13 protein-coding genes are annotated in these 14,817 nt (G+C 75.2%); 6 read left to right on the top strand and 7 right to left on the bottom strand.

Annotation, left to right across the window (positions count from 1 at the left end; all coding sequences use genetic code 11):
* Positions 1 to 58: 58 nt before the first annotated feature.
* Entirely contained in the window at positions 59 to 1,276 is a 1,218-nt protein-coding gene (locus tag JIG38_RS13410) for an MFS transporter (protein WP_199424322.1), read from the bottom strand.
* A gap of 195 nt (positions 1,277 to 1,471) precedes the next feature.
* On the opposite strand from JIG38_RS13410, the gene JIG38_RS13405 reads away from it, so the two are divergent.
* Positions 1,472 to 2,782 carry an FAD-binding oxidoreductase gene (locus tag JIG38_RS13405; RefSeq protein ID WP_199424321.1) on the top strand — a complete coding sequence of 437 codons (1,311 nt, stop codon included), beginning with the start codon at positions 1,472 to 1,474 and terminating at the stop codon, positions 2,780 to 2,782.
* 23 nt (positions 2,783 to 2,805) lie between these two features.
* Here the strand turns inward: JIG38_RS13405 and JIG38_RS13400 are convergent, their stop codons facing one another.
* Entirely contained in the window at positions 2,806 to 2,994 is a 189-nt protein-coding gene (locus JIG38_RS13400) for a helix-hairpin-helix domain-containing protein (RefSeq protein WP_199424320.1), read from the bottom strand.
* Between the two features lie 208 nt (positions 2,995 to 3,202).
* Here JIG38_RS13400 and JIG38_RS13395 point away from each other — a divergent pair, with 208 nt between their 5' ends.
* The gene (locus JIG38_RS13395; protein WP_307844932.1) at positions 3,203 to 5,032 is read left to right on the top strand and encodes an HNH endonuclease; all 1,830 of its coding nucleotides are present in this window, start codon (positions 3,203 to 3,205) and stop codon (positions 5,030 to 5,032) included.
* Positions 5,033 to 5,045: 13 nt separating this feature from the next.
* On the opposite strand, the gene JIG38_RS13390 is transcribed toward JIG38_RS13395, so the two are convergent.
* The 3 genes from JIG38_RS13390 to JIG38_RS13380 all read right to left on the bottom strand — a co-directional run bounded on the left by JIG38_RS13390 (position 5,046) and on the right by JIG38_RS13380 (position 7,941).
* Entirely contained in the window at positions 5,046 to 5,852 is an 807-nt protein-coding gene (locus JIG38_RS13390; protein WP_199424318.1) for an anti-sigma factor, read from the bottom strand.
* Positions 5,849 to 6,427, bottom strand: coding sequence for an ECF RNA polymerase sigma factor SigK (gene sigK / locus JIG38_RS13385; RefSeq protein ID WP_307844919.1), 579 nt, complete (start codon positions 6,425 to 6,427; stop codon positions 5,849 to 5,851). Before sigK ends, JIG38_RS13390 begins: the two co-directional genes overlap by 4 nt.
* A 218-nt stretch (positions 6,428 to 6,645) precedes the next feature.
* Positions 6,646 to 7,941 carry a hypothetical protein gene (locus tag JIG38_RS13380; protein ID WP_199424316.1) on the bottom strand — a complete coding sequence of 432 codons (1,296 nt, stop codon included), beginning with the start codon at positions 7,939 to 7,941 and terminating at the stop codon, positions 6,646 to 6,648.
* A gap of 196 nt (positions 7,942 to 8,137) precedes the next feature.
* Between JIG38_RS13380 and msrB the strand changes: the two genes are divergently transcribed.
* The 4 genes from msrB (at position 8,138) to JIG38_RS13360 (ending at position 11,146) form a co-directional block, all read left to right on the top strand.
* Positions 8,138 to 8,548, top strand: coding sequence for a peptide-methionine (R)-S-oxide reductase MsrB (msrB, locus tag JIG38_RS13375; protein WP_199424315.1), 411 nt, complete (start codon positions 8,138 to 8,140; stop codon positions 8,546 to 8,548).
* A gap of 32 nt (positions 8,549 to 8,580) precedes the next feature.
* Positions 8,581 to 9,180 (top strand): hypothetical protein, encoded by a 600-nt coding sequence (locus JIG38_RS13370; RefSeq protein WP_199424393.1) that lies wholly within the window; start codon positions 8,581 to 8,583, stop codon positions 9,178 to 9,180.
* Positions 9,181 to 9,523: 343 nt separating this feature from the next.
* Positions 9,524 to 10,138 (top strand): DUF47 domain-containing protein, encoded by a 615-nt coding sequence (locus JIG38_RS13365; protein ID WP_307844918.1) that lies wholly within the window; start codon positions 9,524 to 9,526, stop codon positions 10,136 to 10,138.
* A gap of 6 nt (positions 10,139 to 10,144) precedes the next feature.
* Positions 10,145 to 11,146: an inorganic phosphate transporter gene (locus JIG38_RS13360; RefSeq protein ID WP_199424313.1), complete on the top strand. Its 1,002-nt coding sequence runs from the start codon at positions 10,145 to 10,147 to the stop codon at positions 11,144 to 11,146.
* 62 nt (positions 11,147 to 11,208) lie between these two features.
* Here JIG38_RS13360 and JIG38_RS13355 read toward each other — a convergent pair whose 3' ends face one another.
* Positions 11,209 to 12,195: an NUDIX hydrolase gene (locus JIG38_RS13355; protein ID WP_307844917.1), complete on the bottom strand. Its 987-nt coding sequence runs from the start codon at positions 12,193 to 12,195 to the stop codon at positions 11,209 to 11,211.
* Positions 12,192 to 14,747, bottom strand: coding sequence for an RNA degradosome polyphosphate kinase (locus JIG38_RS13350; protein WP_233404984.1), 2,556 nt, complete (start codon positions 14,745 to 14,747; stop codon positions 12,192 to 12,194). The genes JIG38_RS13355 and JIG38_RS13350 overlap by 4 nt, the downstream gene beginning before the upstream one ends.
* Positions 14,748 to 14,817: the final 70 nt, after the last annotated feature.

The raw sequence follows: 14,817 nt of genomic DNA, 5'->3' as shown, positions 1-14,817 counted from the left end.
GTCCGGCGCGGTCAGGTCGACGTGGTGCCCTCGGCACGGCGCTTGCGGCCCGCGGTCGCTAGCCGCGCGCGGCCCGGACGGGGGAGAGCGCGACGAGGACGGCCGCGACGGCGAACAGGACGGCCACGGCCGCCAGGGTCGGTCGGTCGCCGAGCGAGCCCACCGCGACGCCGGCCCCGACGGCGCCGACTGCCGCGACCGTCCGGTTGACGGACCGCCGGGTCGCGTTGACGCGTCCGAGGAGCTCGTCCGGCGTGAGCGACTGCCACAGCGCCATCTCGTTCGCGTTCTCCGCGCCGGCGGCGAGCCCCTGGACGACCAGGGCGACGAAGAGCAGCGGGCCGCCGACGTCGCTCGCCGGGGCGAGGGCCACGAGGAGCCAGGCGACCGGGTAGGCGGCCCGGGCCAGCACGACGACCCGCCCGGGCCCCAGACGGTCGCCGAGCCGAGGTGCGAGCGACGCTCCGACGAGGCTGGCGACGCCGGACGCGCCCAGCAGCAGCCCGAACGCCGCGGCGGAGAACCCCAGGGACCGCAGAGCGAGCAACGACAGGGCGGCCGTCGCGGCGCCGTTGCCGAGGAACCAGACGTGCGTCGAGAGGGCGAGCGGGCCCAGGGTGGGGTGTCCGTAGGTCCACCGCAGGCCGTCGCGGATCTCTGCCCGCAGCGTGCTGCGCCGGGGTCGCGGCCGTGGCTCCTCGACCCGCAGGCTCGCCACGAGCGCCGCGTCGACGAGGTAGCTGATCGCGTCCACGATGATCGCGACCGGGGCGCCGAGCAGCCCGACCAGGGCACCGCCGACCGCCGGCCCGAGCGTCTGGGCGGTGGCGTCGGTCTGGTCGAGCCGCGCGTTGGCCTCCACGAGCCGGGTGCGTGGCACCAGCCGCGGGAGCAGGGACTGCGTCGCCGCGAACCCGAACACCGACGCCCCGCCGAACACCAGCAGCGCGACGACCAGCACCCCGATGGGCAGGGCGTCGAGCAGCCACAGCACGGGGATCGCGGCCAGCGCGAGCGCCCGCGCCACGCTTGCCGCGACGAGCACGGGCTTGCGCCGCCACCGGTCGATGTACGCGCCGGCGAGGAGGCCGACGACGGCGTACGGGACCAGCTGCGCGGCGCTGACCAGCCCCACCTCGAGCGGCGTCGCGCCCAGCTCCTGGACGACGAGCACCGGCAGCGCGACTGCGGTCACCGCGGTCCCGAACGCGCTGGTCGCGGCGGCCGCCCAGTACCGGCCGAACGGCGGAGGCAGGCGTCCCGTGGCCTCGACCATCGCTGCCCTCCTCGGGCGCTGCCGACGACGCCTGGCGCGACCCTACCGGCGGGGTGCCGGCAGGCACGGGGCAGCCGGCTGCCGGCGGGCGGTGAGCGGGAGGCCGGGTCGGATGCCGGGCCTTCGGCCGATGAGTTCTGCAACGGCGGAGGGTCCGTCCCGCATCGGTCCGTTGCGACGAGAGGCGTGTGTCCCATGGGAGGTCCCGAGATCCTGCGACCGGACGAGCCGGGCTACGACGAGGCCCGTCGGGTCTGGAACGCGATGATCGACCGGCGCCCGGCGGCGATCGTCCGCTGCCGCGGGGCGGCCGACGTCGTCGGCGCGTTGGCCCTCGCGCGGCGCGACGGGCTCGAGGTCGGCGTCCGGTGCGGCGGTCACAGCGTGGCCGGCCACGCGGTGCCGGACGGCGGCCTGATGATCGACCTGACCCCGATGGGCGGCGTGCGGGTCGACCCCGAGGGGCGGCGCGCCTGGGTGCAGGGCGGCGCGTTGCTCGGGGCGCTCGACGCGGCCACCCAGCCCTTCGGGCTCGCCACGACCGCCGGCAACGTCTCCCACACCGGCGTCGGCGGCCTCACCCTCGGAGGAGGGATGGGCTGGCTCGCCCGTGCGCACGGGCTGGCCTGCGACAACGTGGTGTCGTTCGAGGTGGTCACGGCATCGGGCGACGTCGTGCGCGCCTCGGCGACGGAGAACACGGAGCTCTACTGGGGGCTGCGCGGCGGCGGCGGGAACTTCGGCGTCGTGACGGAGTTCGAGTTCCGGCTGCACGACGTCGGCACCGAGACGCTGACGGTGGAGCTCGACTTCCCGGCATCCGCAGCCGCGGGCGCGATGGCGCTCTGGCGGGACCTGGCCCTGGCCGCGCCGCGCCGCGCGACGTTCGAGGCCACGGTCACCGGCGGCGTCGTCACGCTCGGCTTCGTGTGGGTCGGGGACCCGGACGAGGGTCGCGGGCTCGCCCGCGGACTCGAGGCGCTGGGTGCACCCGTCGAGCAGCGCGAGATCGAGCGCTCCTACCTCGCGCTCCAGACCTGCGGCGACACCCCGCAGGGCCACGCGCAGCGCCGCTACTGGAAGGGCCACTACCTCCCCGCGCTGCCGGACGCGGCGATCGAGGCCTTCCTCGCCCAGGACCCGTCCATGGCGGCGAGCCTGCAGACCTACGGCGGCGCGATCGCCGACGTCCCCGCCGACGCGACCGCGTTCGGCCACCGCGGCACGGCGTTCGAGTACGTGGGCGCCGCCCGGTGGACGGACCCCGTCGAGGACGCGACCCGGACGACGACGGTCCGGGCGGGCGCGAGCGGCATCGCGCCCTTCGCGCGCGGTGCCTACGTCAACGCTCTCAGCGACGACGGCGACGCCGGCGTCGGCCGCGCGTACCCGGCGGCCTCGCTCGCGCGGCTCACCGCGCTCAAGGACGCCGTCGACCCCGACAACGTCTTCCACCTCAACCAGAACATCCGCCCCAGCCGGCACGCGGGGGCGGCTGCGCGCTGAGTGCGCAGAGCCCCGCCGGTGGCTCAGGGCGTGAGGTCGACGCCGTGCTCGCGCAGGACCGTGATCGCCCGGGGACCGACGCCGTGGAGTGCGAGGAGCTCACGCTCGCTCGCGCCGTCCAGGTCTCGTGGCGAGCGGTAGCCCGCTGCTTCGAGGGCCCTGGTCGCCGGTCGGCCCAGTCCGGCCGGCAGGGTCTCGGGCTCGTCGGTCACGCCACCAGGGTGTGGGCCTGCGGAGGTGTACGGCAAGAGCCGTCGTGATCGGCGACGGACGCGCCGGCGGGACGTCGTCGGCCTTCGGGCGGGTCGTCGTGGCCGAGAGGTGGCCCGCCAGAACTCGTCCTGTGGAGAACCGATCCGTGTCAGACCGCGTTCGTACACTTGTATGAAAGCGGGGCGAACCAGGAGGAAGCGGTTGAGCGTGGTGACCGGTACGGCGGTCGGCGAGGCGGCGAGCGGGCTCGATGACCTGCTCGCGCGTCTGGCCGCGGACGCCGCGTCGCTCGCCTCGCTCCCTCTGCGGGAGCTCGACGGACCCGCCGCGGCGGGTGCGCGCCGGGTCCTGCGGCTCGTCGGGGACCAGGTGCAGGTGGCGTCGGCGACGCTCCTCGCCGCGGTCGAGGCGGACGGGCGGTGGGCGGTGGGCGGTGCGGACCGCACGGTGGTCGGCTGGGCGGCCCGTCGGGAGGGGGTCGCGTTCGGCGCGGCGCGGCGCGAGCTCACGCTGGGGCGCGCGCTGGCGGATCTGCCCGCGGCGCGCGAGGCGGTCGTCAGCGGGCAGATCACGGCGGGGCACGCGGACGCGATCGCCGAGGTCGGGATGAGCTCGCCCCAGCGGCGCTCGGCGCTGACGGGCGCGGAGGCGGACCGCAACGAGGCCTTCCTCGTGGAGCAGGCGCGCCGGTTGCCGGTGGACGAGTTCCGCAAGGTGGCCCGGCGCTGGGCGGTCGCCGTCGACGGCGCAGCCGCCGAGCGCGAGCACACGGACGCGGTGTCGCGCGAGTCGTTGGTGCTCGCGCGCCGGCGCGACGGGCTCGCGCTCACCGGGTTCCTCACGCACGAGCACGGTGCGGTCCTCGAGACGGCGCTGCGGTCGGTCGCCGGCGTCCCGGCCCGCGACGACGAACGGACACCCGACCAGCGGCGCGCGGCCGCCCTGACGGACCTGTCGCGGCTCGTCCTCGACCGCGGGCTGTCCGGGCAGGGGGCGCAGGTCCGGCCGCACCTGAGCGTGCTCGTGCCGTACGGGACGCTGGAGGCGCTCGCTGAGCGGGCCGCGAACGCAGCGTCGCGCACCCCGTCCGGCGCGCCCTCCCCCGACGACGTTCCGGGACTTCGCACCGACGCCGGTGCCGGTGCCGGTGCCGGTGCCAATGCGGAGCCGCGCGCGCTCCTCGCCCCGGCCGAGCTCGAGGCTGGCGAGCCCTTGCCGGCGTCCGTGCTCGCGCGCGTCGCGTGCGACAGCGAGATCACGCGCGTCGTCTTCGGCCCGGCCGGGCAGGTGCTCGACGTCGGACAGGCCGAGCGCACCTACACCAAGCACCTGCGCCGCGCGGTCATCGCGCGCGACCGCCACTGCCGCTACCCGACGTGCACCGCTCCACCGGTGCTCGGCGAGGTGCACCACATCCGCTGGTTCTCGCGCGGCGGGGCCACGTCCGTCGACAACGGCGTGCTCCTGTGCTGGTACCACCACGAGATCGTCCACCGGCTCGACCTGCGGATCTCGCGGATCGACCACGGCTTCGTCTTCACGCGTCCCGACGGCAGCGTCGTGTGCCCGCAGGAGCGAGGGGCCGGAGACCACGCGCCGGCCGATCGCGGAAGCCCGCCCCTCGCCCCTGCCGGCGGGCGACGGCCCAGCGGCACCACGGAGAGCGAGCCCACGGGAGTGAGCAACCCCGCCCGAGCGAGCGAGACCGCCCGAGCGAGCGAGACCGCGCGAGCGAGCGAGACCGCGCGAGTGAGCGACCCCGTCCGAGCGAGCGAGCCCACCCGAGCGAGCGACCCCGCCCGAGCGAGCGACCCCGCCCGAGCGAGGGAGCCCGCGGGACGGCCCCCACCCGATGCCCGGGCGTCCGACCGAGGACCCTCACCACCGAGGCGTGCCGCGTCGGCGTCCCCGCCTGCCCTGACGCACCGTGCCGATCCAGCGAGCGGCCCGCCGCCGAAGGTCTCGGATCCGCCGGTCGCGCGCATTGCGACTCGGCTGCCCGCGAGCCGCGCCGCCGCAACGCCCGCGTTGTTCTGACCTGCAGCGCAGGTCAGGAGGGGAGCAGGACCACGACCGGCGTCGTCGTCGGCTGGGCGGAGCCGCCCGCGGGCTCGACGGACACCGCGAGGCCGTCGCCGGGGCGGTAGTCCTCGGCCGCGACCTGCGCGCTGCCCGACGTCGGCTCGAAGAGCCCGGCGGGCACCGGGACCCCGTCGCGCATCGCCCAGAGCTGGTAGGTCTGGTCGGCGTCGAGCGCGGGGAGGCCGTCGGCGACGAGCACGGCGCCGTCGGCGGCCAGCACGGCCACCGCGGTGCCCCCGCCGTCGACGTCGCCGCGCAGCACCTCGGTGCCGGGCGCGGCGAGCAGCTCGGCGAGGTCGGCCGACCGCTGCTCGGCGACGACGGCGCGCTGGTGCTGCTGCCACGCGACCGACGACGGGACCGCGAGGGCGACGACGGCGGCCGCGGCCGCGGCGACGAGCCAGCGGCCGGACGGGCGCCCGGAGGAGGTGCGCCGCGGGCGCGGCGCCGTGACGGCGTCGATGGCCGTGGGTCGGTCCTGCACCGTCGCCGCGACCTGGGCGAGGACGGCGGCCCGCAGCCCCGCGGGCGGCGGGGCCGCGTCGGTCGCGGCGAGCTCCGCGACGGTCGCGCGGAGCTGGGCGAGCTCCGCGGCGGCGTCGGTGTCCCGCGCGACGAGGCGCTCGACCGCGCGGCGCTCGAGGTCGTCGACGGCGTCGAGGGCGTACGCACCGAGCAGGTCGCGGACACCGTCGTCGCGCGAGCCGTCGTCGGGCGCGGAAGGTCCGGCGGGGCCGACAGGGCCCCCAGGGTGCGGCTGCTCGCGGTCGCTCATGCCGCCACCCCCAGGCAGTCGCGCAGGCGGAGGAGCCCGTCCCGGATCCGGCTCTTGACGGTGGGGAGCGCGGCGCCGAGCTCCTCGGCGACCTCGCGGTAGGTGCGGCCGCCGTAGTACGCGAGCACGACGGCGTCGCGCTGGGTCTCGGTGAGGGTGCCGAGGCACCCGCGCACGCGGCGACGTTCCATGGTGTCCTCCACCTCCTCCGAGACGACGTCGAACGGTGTGTGCTGCTCGCCGTCCAGCACGCGCTGGTCGCGGTCGCGCTGGGCCTGGACGGACCGGACGCGGTCCACGGCGCGGCGGTGGGCGAGCGTGAGGACCCAGGTGCGGACGGTCCCGAGGGACCGGTCGTAGCGGGCCGCGGTGCGCCAGACCTCGAGCATGACCTCCTGGGTCACCTCGGCCGCGTGGTCCGGGTCCCGCAGGACGGCGCGGGCCACGCCGTGGACGCCGGGCGAGACGACGTCGTACAGCGCGGCGAAGGCCTGCTGGTCGCCCCGGGCGACGGCGACCATGAGCGCCTCGGCGTCGAGACCGGTGGCCTCGTCGGTGCCGGAAGGGTGCGCCACGCGCCCGAGTCTGCCAGGCGTGGCGCGGACCGCTGCGTCGAGCCCGCCGAGCCCGGGCCGGGCGGGTGGTGCCGACCGGCTCGCGCCGACCGGCACCGCCAGCCCGGGTCCGGCGGGTGGTGCCGACGGGCTCGCGCCGACCGGCACCGCCAGCCCGGGTCCGGCGGGTGGTGCCGACGGGCTCGCGCCGACCGGCACCACCCTGCCGCCCTGGTGCGTCAGCCGACGAGGGCCGACTTGAGCGAGTCGATCGCGCCCGCGAGCGTCTCGACGTGGTGGCCCAGCTCCTCGGCGACGGCGTCGGCCGGGAGCTCCCCGCCGCTCACCTCGTCGAAGAACGCGCCGGCGGCCGGACGGTAGGCGTCGAGCGCCTCGAGCGCCGCCGCCATGCCCTCGGCGTCGTCACCGGCCGCGGCGACCGCGTAGTCGACGAAGAAGCCGATGTGGTCGCGCCACGTGACGAGGAACTCCTCGGCCTTCTCCGGGCCCGCGAGCGAGCCGACCGCCTCCGAGAGCGCGACGGAGTTGCCGTCGAGCTCGCCGGCCGCCGCCGCGAAGGCGGGCGAGTCGACGCCGCCCTCGGCCGTGTACGCGGTGAAGACGCTGATCCCGGCCAGGTAGACGTGCTCCTGGAGCAGCTGGGTCAGGCCCGAGCGCAGCGACGACGCCGCGTCCGCCGGGTCGCCCTCGAGGTCGAGCGCCGTGTCGAGGCCGCCCGCGATCGTGCCCGCCGCCATGGCGACGTGCTCCGAGGCGTCCTGGAGCTTGGCGTAGGCCGTCGGGTCGCCCGCGGCCATGGCGTCGATCGCCGCGCTGAGCGTCGTGATGTGCATGCCGAGCGACTCGGTGATCGCGGCGGCGGGCAGGGCGCCCGCACTGATCTCCTCGAAGAACTGGCCGGCCGAGACGGTGTAGGCCTGGAGGTCGGTCAGCGCCTGGTCCTTGCCCGCCTGGTCGCCACCCTGCGCGGCCACCGCGTAGCTGACGAAGTTGGTCACGTGCGAGCGCCAGAGCTCGAGGAAGGCGGCCTCCTTCTCGGGGCCGGCCAGGCTGCCGATCGCGGTCGAGAGGTCGACGGAGTTGGCGTCCAGGGTCGCCGCGGCGCCCTCGAACTCCGCCGAGTCCGGCCCGGCCGTGTAGGCGGTCGCGACCGCGATGCCCGCGAGGTAGACGTGCTCCTGGAGCAGCGCCGTGAGGCCCGCGCGCAGGTCGGCGGCCTCGGAGGCGACGTCGCCCTCGGTGCCGGTCGCGGTCGCGAGGCCGGTCGCGAGCGTGAGCGCCGTCTCGGGCATGTGCTGGGCCGCGGTGCGGGCGTCGGCGAACGGGTCGCCCGTGCTCATCGGCATGAGCCCTGTCGCGTCCTCCATCTCCATCTCCTCGCCGGTGTCGGCGGGCATCTGCGTCGTCTCCTCCTCGACGGGCGCCTCGGGCGAGCAGGCGGTCAGGGCGAGGGAAGCGGCGACGGCGGCGACGACGGCGGTGGTGCGGGCGGTGGTCTTGGGTCGGGTGCGCATGGGTTCTGCTCCTCGGTGCTCGTGCAACGTGTCGTGCGTCTGTCGGGGGTGGTTCGGAGCGCCGGGCCGGGCGGATGGGTCGGGATCTCCCGGGAGGCGTCGTCGGGCGTCCGGGACCAAACGCGGCGGGCGCGGTGTTGGGCTCGGTGACGCGGACGTACGCTCGACGACGTCCGCCCGAGGAGGAGGCCAGAGCATGGGTTACGAGGTCACGAGGTCCGACGCGGAGTGGCGCGAGGCGCTGTCCCCCGAGGAGTACGCCGTGCTGCGGCAGGCGGGCACGGAGCGGCCCTGGACGGGTGAGCTGCTCGACGAGAAGCGGGTCGGCACCTACGCGTGCCGCGCGTGCGGTCAGGTGCTGTTCACGGCCGAGACGAAGTTCGACTCGCACTGCGGGTGGCCGAGCTTCTACCAGCCGACGGAGGGCGACGCCGTCGAGCTGATCGAGGACCGCAGCCTCGGCATGGTGCGCACCGAGGTGCGCTGCGCGCGGTGCGGGTCCCACCTGGGGCACGTCTTCGACGACGCGCCGCAGACGCCGACGGGGGACCGGTACTGCATGAACTCGGTCTCGCTCACCTTCGCGCCGCAGGACGGCCGGGCCTGATGTCGGACCGGCCGCGGCCGCGCCGCCCCGCGATGCTCGACCCGCGCGCCGCCGACGAGCTGCCCGGCGAGATGGACCCCGCGCTGCGGTCGGAGGTCGCCCACACCACCGCCAACGCGATCGTCCACCAGGGGCGGGCCGCGGAGGACCCGGAGATCGTGCGCCGGCTCGTCAGCCTCGTCGAGGCCGAGGGTCTCGACACGGTCGCGGGCATGTGGGCCGACAGCCCGCCCAACACGCTCCCGGGTGCGCTGTGGCGGCTCTACGTGCTGCGCGAGTGGGTGCGGCGGGACCCGCGGACCGTGTCCGAGCGGTACCGCACGGGCGTCCAGCGCGCCGAGGTGCACGACGTCGTCGCGGGCGTCGCGAGCCCGCCCGGGCCGGACGAGGTGTCCCAGGTCGTGGACGCCGTCCTGTCAGGGGTGTTCGCCGCCGACCTGGCGGTCGCGCTCGAGCGCGGCGCGGCGTTCTGCCGCGTCCTGGCGACCGGCGCGGCGCTCGACGCCGACGACGTCGGCGAGCACGACCATGCCCTCGCACACCGCATGACGCGGGGCGCGTCGGGCCTGGTCCGCACGGCGGAGGAGCTCGAGCACGCCGCCGCGCTGTGGCGCACGGGCGTGCTCGACTGAGCTCCCTGGGGCTCGCGCGGCCCCGCGGTGGGTAAAATAGCGACGACGTCGGGCCGCGGTAGCCCCGGGCTCCACTTTGAGCCGCTTCGAGCGGCCTTCGCGCCGACAGGCGCTCTGCGGTCCGGCGTCATCATCCTCCCCGCTCCCCACCACCGTCCCGGCTCCCCGTGCCGGCGCGGACGGGTGCGCTCCTCGGCGTTCACCTGGCGTTCACCTGGCGTCGGTCCGCCGTTCACCCACGTCACCCGGATGTGTCCGGGGCGACATGCTGGCGGTTGTGTGTTCACCTCGTGGCTGCCCTAGCCTGGGCGCGACCGACCCCCCTCTCCCGACGGAGACTCCCGTGCGCCTGACCCCGCGCAACACCACCTTCTTCGACCTGCTGGCGGAGTCCGCGCGCCACCTCGTGACCGGTGCGGACCTGCTGAGCCAGCTGCTCGGCGCCGAGCGTCCCGAGCGGAAGGTGGTCGCCACCCAGCTGCGCGACGCCGAGCACGCGGCCGACGAGTCGACGCACTCGATCATGCGGCTGCTCAACCAGACGTTCGTCACGCCGTTCGACCGGGACGACATCTACCGTCTCGCGTCCGGCCTGGACGACTGCATGGACCACATGGAGGAGGCCGGCGACCTCATCGTGCTCTACAAGCTCGACACGCTCCCGCCGCTGGTGAGCGAGCAGGTCGACGTCCTGCGCCGCTGCGCCGAGCTCACGGCCGACGCGATGCCGCGCCTGCGCTCGATGAAGGACCTGGCGGAGTACTGGGTCGAGGTCAACCGTCTCGAGAACCAGGCCGACCGGACCTACCGCAAGCTGCTCGCCGAGATGTTCAACGACGGCACCGACGCCATCGAGCTCATGAAGCTCAAGGAGGTCGTGGACGCCCTCGAGGCCGCCGCCGACTCGTTCGAGAAGGTGGCGAACCACGTCGAGACCATCGCGCTCAAGGAGTCCTGAGTCTCCGTGGAGATCGCGCTCGTCGTCGTTGTCGTCGCCTTCGCCCTGGGCTTCGACTACACCAACGGCTTCCACGACGCCGCCAACGCCATCGCGACCTCGGTCTCGACGCGCGCGCTCACGCCCCGCGCGGCGCTCATCATGGCGGCCATCTTCAACATGGTCGGTGCCCTGCTCGGCACGGGCATCGCGACGACCATCGGCAGCGGCATCATCGACGTGGGGGAGCGGCCGCCGCACACGGGCCTGATCATGGTCCTCGCGGCCGTCATCGGCGCGATCGTGTGGAACCTCATCACGTGGTGGTTCGGCATGCCGTCGTCGTCGTCGCACGCCCTCATCGGGGCGCTCACGGGCGTCGGCCTCGCCTCGGGGATCACGGTCCACTGGGAGGTCATCCTCGACAAGGTCCTCATCCCGATGATCCTGTCCCCGCTCGTCGGGTTCAGCCTCGCGTTCCTCCTCATGCTCGCGCTGCTCTGGGTCTTCAAGAACGCGAACCCGCACAAGGTGACGCGCCGGTTCCGGATCGCCCAGACGGCCTCCGCCGCGGCGATGGCGCTCGGGCACGGGCTCCAGGACGCGCAGAAGACGATGGGCGTCATCGTGCTCGCGCTCGTGGCGGGCGGGTTCCAGGACACGCACGAGATCCCGCTGTGGGTGAAGATCTCCGCGGCGCTCGCCATCAGCGCGGGCACGTACGCGGGTGGCTGGCGCATCATGCGCACCCTCGGGCGGCGCGTCATCGAGCTCGACCCGGCGCGGGGCTTCGTCGCGGAGTCGGTCGCCGCCTCCGTCCTCTACGTGACGGCGTTCGTCTTCCAGGCGCCCATCTCGACGACGCAGACCATCACGTCCGCGATCATGGGCGTCGGCGCCACCAAGCGCCTCTCGGCGGTGCGCTGGGGCGTCGCGGGCAACATCGCGGTCGCCTGGGTCCTCACGATCCCGGCCGCCGCCGCGGTCGCGGCCCTCATGTTCTTCGTGCTCAACGCGCTCATCGGCTGACGCCGCGGGGCGGTGACGCCGCCGGGCGGCGCGCCCTCTGGGACGACGCCGCCGCGACGCGGTCAGCCGTCGACCGGCGGCCGGTGGCGCTCGATCGCGACGACGTGCCGGCCGCGCGTCACGTGCGCGACGAGCAGCTCGCCCGGGCGCAGCCACGGGTCGTGGTGCGGCAGCTCGCCGACGGTCCACTTGCGCGCGGCGCCGCCGACCACGTCGAGCACCGTCGGCAGCACCGGCCGGTGCGTGCACACGGCGGTGGCGTCCGGGGCGCGCAGGACCGCCCGCGCCAGCTCACGCGCCGGCCCGGGATCCTTGTCGTGCGCTCCCTGGCTCAGGCCGTCGTGCTGCTCGAGCGCGGGGCCGGCGGCGTCGACGTAGGGCGCGACGGTCTCGAGGCACCGGGCCCACGGGCTCGTGACGACCCGCCGGACCCCGAAGGCGGCGAGCACGGGGACGAGCGCGTCGGCCTGGTCGACCCCGGTCGTGGTCAGCGGACGCGTGGCGTCCTCGGCCTTCCAGTCGCCGCGCTTGACCGCCTGCGCGTGACGCACGACCGCGAGGGCGTGCGTGTGCAGGCGCTCGCGCTGCCAGAGGTCGACGACCGCGCGCAGGGGCCCGCGGTCGGCCTCGCGCGTGAGCAGGTCGGCCGCCGTCGGCGCGCTCACCCAGACGACGTCGTCGATCTCGGCGAGGTCGGCCGGCGGGACGTGCGGCCGTGCGGCCAGCGCGGGGCCGTCCTCAGCGGTCGCGACCCGCGCCGCCCAGTAGCGGACGTGCTTGGGGCGCCCGTCGGTGCGGTAGTCCAGCGCCGGCAGCGGCACGCCGAGGACCACGTGCTCGCCGATCTCCTCCGCGACCTCGCGCACGGCGGCCGCGGGGACCGCCTCGCCGTCGTCGAGCTTGCCCTTCGGCCAGGACCAGTCGCGGTAGCGGGGTCGGTGGACGAGCGCGACCTCGATGCGGCCCTGGCGCTCGCGCCACACGACGGCGCCGGCCGCGTGGATCGTCCCCAGGGGGGCGGCGGCGCGCCCGTCGATCGCGAGGGTCACCGGTCGCGCGCCGGCCGGCGGCGCTGGCGGGTGATGAGGAGCTCCTGGAGGTCGCGCAGCGGCTCGCCGTCGGGGCCGAGGTGCCGGCGGTCCCAGGTGCCGTCCGGGCGCAGGTGCCAGGACGCCGTCGTCGGCGCCATGGAGAGGTCGAGGAGCTCGAGCAGCTCCGCGACGTGCGCGGGGTCGGCGAGGCGGACCAGCGTCTCGACGCGCCGGTCGAGGTTGCGGTGCATGAGGTCGGCCGAGCCGATGAAGACCTCGGGCTCCTCGCCGCCGTTCGCGAACGCGAAGACGCGCGCGTGCTCGAGGAACCGGCCGAGGATCGACCGGACGCGGATCGTCTCGCTCAGGTCCGGCACGCCGGGGCGCACGGCGCAGATGCCGCGCACGACGAGGTCGATCGGCACACCGGCCTGGGACGCGCGGTAGAGCGCATCGATCGTGGCCTCGTCGACCACCGAGTTGACCTTGAACCGGATCCACGCGGGGCGGCCCTCGAGGTGGGCCTCGCGCTCGCGCTCGATCCGCTCGACGAGGCCGGACCGCACGGACCGCGGCGCGACGAGCAGGCGCTGGAACTTCGCCTTGGGCGCGTAGCCCGAGAGCTGGTTGAACAGGCGCGTGAGGTCCTGCCCCACCTCCGGGTCCGCCGTGAGCACACCGAGGTCCTCGTAGAGGCGCGCCGTCTTGGGGTTGTAGTTGCCCGTGCCCACGTGGCAGTAGCGACGCAGGCCGTCGCTCTCCTGGCGCACGACGAGCGAGAGCTTGCAGTGGGTCTTGAGGCCGACGATCCCGTAGACGACGTGCACGCCCGACTGCTCGAGCTTGCGGGCCCACGAGATGTTGGCCTGCTCGTCGAAGCGCGCCTTGATCTCGACGAGGGCCAGCACCTGCTTGCCCGCCTCGGCCGCGTCGATGAGGGAGTCGACGATGGGGGAGTCGCCGGACGTGCGGTAGAGCGTCTGCTTGATCGCGAGCACCTTGGGGTCCGCGGCCGCCTGGGCGAGGAAGGCCTGGACCGACGTCGCGAACGAGTCGTACGGGTGGTGCAGCAGGATGTCGCGCGCCCGGATCGCGGCGAAGATGTCGGTCGGCTTGGCGCTCTCGACCTCGGCGAGGTGGCGGTGCGTGCCGCCGACGAAGCGCGGGAAGTGCAGGTCCGCGCGGTCGAGGTCGGCGATGAGGTTGAGGCCCGTGAGGTCGAGCGGTGCGGGCAGCTCGTAGACCTCCGACGGGTCGACGCCGAGCTCGCGCACGAGGAGCTGGCGCACGCGCGGTGCGATGTCCTCGGCGACCTCGAGCCGCACCGGCGGGCCGAACCGGCGCCGCAGCAGCTCCTTCTCCATGGCCTGGAGGATGTTCTCGGCGTCGTCCTCCTCGACCTCCACGTCCTCGTTGCGCGTGACGCGGAAGGTGTGGTGCTCGACGACCTCCATGCCCGGGAAGAGCGAGTCGAGGTGCTGGGCGATGACGTCCTCGAGCGGGACGAACGACGTCGGGCCCTTCTCGGGGTCGGCCGTCTGCGTGCTCGGCGCGCTCGGCCGGCCGCGCGCGTCGACCGCGATGAAGCGCGGCAGCAGCGGGGGCACCTTGACGCGCGCGAAGTGCTCCTTGCCGGTCGTCGGGTTGACCACGACGACGGCGAGGTTGAGCGAGAGCCCCGAGATGTACGGGAACGGGTGCGCGGGGTCCACGGCGAGCGGCGTGAGGACCGGGAAGATCTGCTTGCGGAAGAACTTGTGCAGCCGCTCCTGCTCGTCCGCGGCCAGCTCGTCCCAGTGCACGAGCGCGATGCCCTCGGCGTCGAGCGCGGGCTGCACCTGGCGCGCGAAGACGTCGGAGTGCCGCTCCATGAGCTCCTGCGCGCGGGCGTCGATGGCCTCGAGCACCTGCCGCGGGGACAGGCCCGACGCCGCCGTCACGGCCATGCCCGTCGCGATGCGGCGCTTGAGGCCGGCGACCCGGACCATGAAGAACTCGTCGAGGTTCGAGGCGAAGATCGCGAGGTAGCGCACGCGCTCGAGCAGCGGCAGCGACTCGTCCTCGGCGAGCTCGAGGACGCGCTGGTTGAACGCGAGCCAGGAGAGCTCGCGGTCGCCGAAGCGGTCCTCGGGCAGCGGCTCCGCGGCCGGGCCGCCGTCGGCGGCGAGGTCGTCCGCGCCGGGCGACGCCGGCTCGGCGAGCTCGGGCGTCGCGATCGTGGGCGGCGGCTCGATCGGCGTCTCGACGAGCGCCGCGGCCTCGCGGTCCAGGCGCGCCACGGCCTTCTCCCGCGCGCGCTCGGCGCGGTCGGCGGCACGCTCGGCGCGCTCCGTGCGCACGGTGGCGGGTTCCGGCGCGGGCGCCGGCTCGGCCTCGGGTGCGTCGTCGTCCGCAGCGTCGTCGACGTCGCCCGACGCGTCGAGGTCGACGTCGCCCGACTCGTCGTCGACGTCGACGTCGGGCCCGCCCTCGGGCTCCGCGGTCTCCGCCGCGTGGTCGAGCTCGGGGGTGGTCGCGTCGTCCTGCTCGGCGAGGTCCGTCACGGCGTCCGTGCGCGCATCGGTCGTCATGGCCGCCATCGTCGCACCACCAGGTGAACTGCGGGAGACGAGGCCACGCCCGTGATCGTGGTGGGCTCGG

Source organism: Actinotalea solisilvae (assembly GCF_016464425.1).
In the GTDB taxonomy this organism is placed as follows: Bacteria; Actinomycetota; Actinomycetes; order Actinomycetales; family Cellulomonadaceae; genus Actinotalea; species Actinotalea solisilvae.
This window is presented reverse-complemented; position numbering and strand designations above follow the sequence as displayed.

Bases quoted from the DNA above. Each gene is read 5' to 3' on its own strand.
- JIG38_RS13410 (WP_199424322.1), bottom strand. From the start codon at position 1,276: ATGGTCGAGGCCACGGGACGCCTGCCTCCGCCGTTCGGCCGGTACTGG.
- JIG38_RS13405 (WP_199424321.1), top strand. From the start codon at position 1,472: ATGGGAGGTCCCGAGATCCTGCGACCGGACGAGCCGGGCTACGACGAG.
- JIG38_RS13390 (WP_199424318.1), bottom strand. From the start codon at position 5,852: ATGAGCGACCGCGAGCAGCCGCACCCTGGGGGCCCTGTCGGCCCCGCC.
- JIG38_RS13380 (WP_199424316.1), bottom strand. From the start codon at position 7,941: ATGCGCACCCGACCCAAGACCACCGCCCGCACCACCGCCGTCGTCGCC.
- msrB (WP_199424315.1), top strand. From the start codon at position 8,138: ATGGGTTACGAGGTCACGAGGTCCGACGCGGAGTGGCGCGAGGCGCTG.
- JIG38_RS13370 (WP_199424393.1), top strand. From the start codon at position 8,581: ATGCTCGACCCGCGCGCCGCCGACGAGCTGCCCGGCGAGATGGACCCC.
- JIG38_RS13350 (WP_233404984.1), bottom strand. From the start codon at position 14,747: ATGACGACCGATGCGCGCACGGACGCCGTGACGGACCTCGCCGAGCAG.